The organism is Arthrobacter sp. TB 26 (assembly GCF_000427315.1).
In the GTDB taxonomy this organism is placed as follows: domain Bacteria; phylum Actinomycetota; class Actinomycetes; order Actinomycetales; family Micrococcaceae; genus Arthrobacter.
In genome coordinates this window covers 1-2,634 of record NZ_AUPJ01000108.1, presented here as the reverse complement: position 1 = coordinate 2,634, position 2,634 = coordinate 1, and the positions used below count along the sequence as shown (strand labels likewise).

Here is a 2,634-nt window from a genome sequence, read left to right as displayed (position 1 = left end):
GAGCCGGGCCACGTTCCCGCCGCCGCCCACGGCATTGCCGATCACAACGTCCGCCACCCTGTCCGGGGCCACGCCGGTGTCGCTGAGCAGGCGGCGGAGCACGGGTGCCAGCAGTTCATGGGCGCGGACGGTCTTCAGGACACCGTTGGCGCGGCAGATCGGGGTGCGCCGGGCAGCGATGATGACGGGCTGCCGGTCGTCGGGAAGAATCCGCGAAGGGGTCTCAGCCAAGGCGCCGGATCCGGGGGTCGTTGCGGGTGATCCAGTCGAGCATCAGATCCCGGCTGAGCTTGCCGCGGTCCGTCAGGGGAAGCTCGGACAGGGCGAAGTATTCCAGCGGCCGCTTGTTGCGGGCCAGCACGTCCTCGATGCCCGCCTTCAGCTGGGTGGCAGTGATGCCGCCGTGGGACGGGACGACGCCGGCGACCACCTTCTGGCCGCGGAGATCGTCTGTGGGACCGGCTGCCACGGCGGCGGCCACCCCGGGAACGGAGGCCAACGCCAGCTCCACTTCATGCGGGTAGACGTTGGTGCCGGCGGTGATGATCATGTCCGAGCGGCGGCCCAGCATGTGCAGCGTCCCGCCGTCGAGGTAACCCTGGTCCCCCACGGTGTGCCAGCCGTCGAAACTCTGCAGGGCCTGGCCGTCGTCGCCCCAGAGGTAGCCGTCGCTGACCATTCCGCTGCGGACGCAGATGTTGCCGTCGGTGCCGTCGGGCAGTTGAACCCCGCCGTCGTCGAGGATGCGGATCTCGACGCCGGGGAACGGCTTGCCGATCCCGGTTCCGCGCTGGTCCGGCGGCTGTCCGGGCCGGAGCCCGGTGCCGGAGACGAAGCTGAGCTCCGAGGCCCCGTAGTACTCGAAGATGGTGGCGTTGGGTGCCCAGCGGCGGGCGGCCTCCAGGGTCCGCGCGTCCAGCTTTGAGCCGGCGCAAATGATGCTCCTGATGCCCGAGGCGTCGACACCGCCGCTGAGTCCCCGTTCGCTGAGGATGCGGAGCATCGTGGGGACAAGGACCAGCCGGGTGATTCCGTCATGGCTGACGGCGGCGTGGGCATCGCCGACGTCGAACCGGTCCAGGGTGTGGAACTCCGAGCCGGCGTACAGGCATTCGGCCAGGGCGTAAAGGTTAAGGCTCGCCGCGAGGGGCCCCGGCGCCAGGGTCCTGTCCTCCGTGGCCAGGCCAAAGAATTCGACCGACGCGTCAAAGGAGAGCTGCCAGGACCGGCGGGAGCGGCTGAAGGCCTTCGGGACGGACGTGGTGCCGGAGGTAAGACCGATCAGGAACGGCGTATCCGGGCGCCCGTCGGCGAGTTCCGAAGTGTTTGAACGGTCCGACGCGGCGGCTTGCGCGCCCGGGACTGTCTCGCGGATCCGGTCTCTGATCCCGTCCTGCAGGTGCTGCGGCCACGTCGGGTCCAGCACGGCGCATTGCCGCTCCCCCGCGACGGCGGCGACGAACGCGGCGGCGAAGTGCAGCGAGTTCCCCTCGGCCAGCACGGTCACCGCGGGCGAGCCGGGCAGCAGCCCTGCTGCCGTGTCGCGCAGTTCTTCCCAGCTCAGGCGCTGCCCGGCCACGACGACGGCAGTCCCGTCGGGGCGCCCGTCGGCCCAGCGCTGGAGTCTGTCGAGGAAAGGCATCAGATCAACTTTACCGGCCGGGAGCAGCCGCGCAGCTCGTACGCGATATTGTGACTCCATGAGTTTCAATGACAACGTCCAGCTGGACCCTTCCCAGGTCCAGGACCGGCGCGGCATGGGCCGCGGCGTCAAAGTCGGCGGCGGGATTGGCGGCGGCATCATCCTGCTGATCGCGGCCCTGCTCGGCATCAATCCCTCCCTGCTGGAAGGCCTCGGCGGCACCACGCAGGACTCCGGCTCGCAGAGTCAAGGCACCGCGCCGGCCTGCAAGACCGGAGCCGACGCCGACGCCCGGCTCGACTGCCGCATCACCGGCACCGTCAACAGCCTGAACGCCTTCTGGCCCGCCTACCTGGCCCAATACGACACGAAGTATCCCCAGCCGGACACAGTGATCTTCGACCAGGCCACCAATACCGGCTGCGGCGCGGCGACCTCGGAGGTCGGGCCGTTCTACTGCCCCGCCGACACCACCGCGTACTTCGACCCGGGATTCTTCCAGGAACTTGTGGACCGGTTCGGCTCCTCCGGCGGGCCGCTGGCGCAGGAATACGTGGTGGCCCACGAGTTCGGCCACCACATCCAGAACGTCCTGGGGAACCTCGACCGCGCCCAGCAGGACCCCCAGGGACCCGAATCCGGGGCGGTCCGGGTGGAACTGCAGGCTGACTGCTACGCCGGCCTGTGGGTCCGCTACGCGACGACCCAGCAGGATCCCAACACCGGGGTCCCGTTCCTGGAACCGCTGAAGGACCAGGACCTGCAGGATGCCCTCTCCGCCGCCTCCGCCGTCGGCGACGACCGGATCCAGAAGGCCGCGACCGGCCGGGTGTCCCCCGAAGCGTGGACCCACGGCTCCAGCGCGCAGCGCCAGAAGTGGTTCTACCAGGGCTACAAGACCGGCGACATCAACCAGTGCGACACGTTCGGCGTCGCCACCCCGTAGTCCCATATCCTCATCCGCTGCTCCGTAACGGCCGTTATGGCGGGCC

At 69.5% G+C, this 2,634-nt stretch carries 2 protein-coding genes and 1 pseudogene; 1 reads left to right on the top strand and 2 read right to left on the bottom strand.

The features are described 5' to 3' along the window. Window positions 1–231, bottom strand: a pseudogene (locus K789_RS0103145) (acetyl-CoA C-acyltransferase); the annotation flags it as partial. Then, on the bottom strand, window positions 224–1,642 hold the full coding sequence (locus K789_RS0103140) for a class I adenylate-forming enzyme family protein (RefSeq protein ID WP_024365480.1): 1,419 nt from the start codon (window positions 1,640–1,642) through the stop codon (window positions 224–226). The pseudogene K789_RS0103145 and the gene K789_RS0103140, both read right to left, overlap by 8 nt. 58 nt (window positions 1,643–1,700) lie before the next feature. Between K789_RS0103140 and K789_RS0103135 the strand changes: the two genes are divergently transcribed. Further along, complete coding sequence (locus K789_RS0103135) at window positions 1,701–2,588, top strand: neutral zinc metallopeptidase (protein WP_024365479.1); 888 nt, start codon at window positions 1,701–1,703, stop codon at window positions 2,586–2,588. Window positions 2,589–2,634: the final 46 nt, after the last annotated feature.

Bases quoted from the DNA above. Each gene is read 5' to 3' on its own strand.
- K789_RS0103135 (WP_024365479.1), top strand. From the start codon at position 1,701: ATGAGTTTCAATGACAACGTCCAGCTGGACCCTTCCCAGGTCCAGGAC.
- K789_RS0103140 (WP_024365480.1), bottom strand. From the start codon at position 1,642: ATGCCTTTCCTCGACAGACTCCAGCGCTGGGCCGACGGGCGCCCCGAC.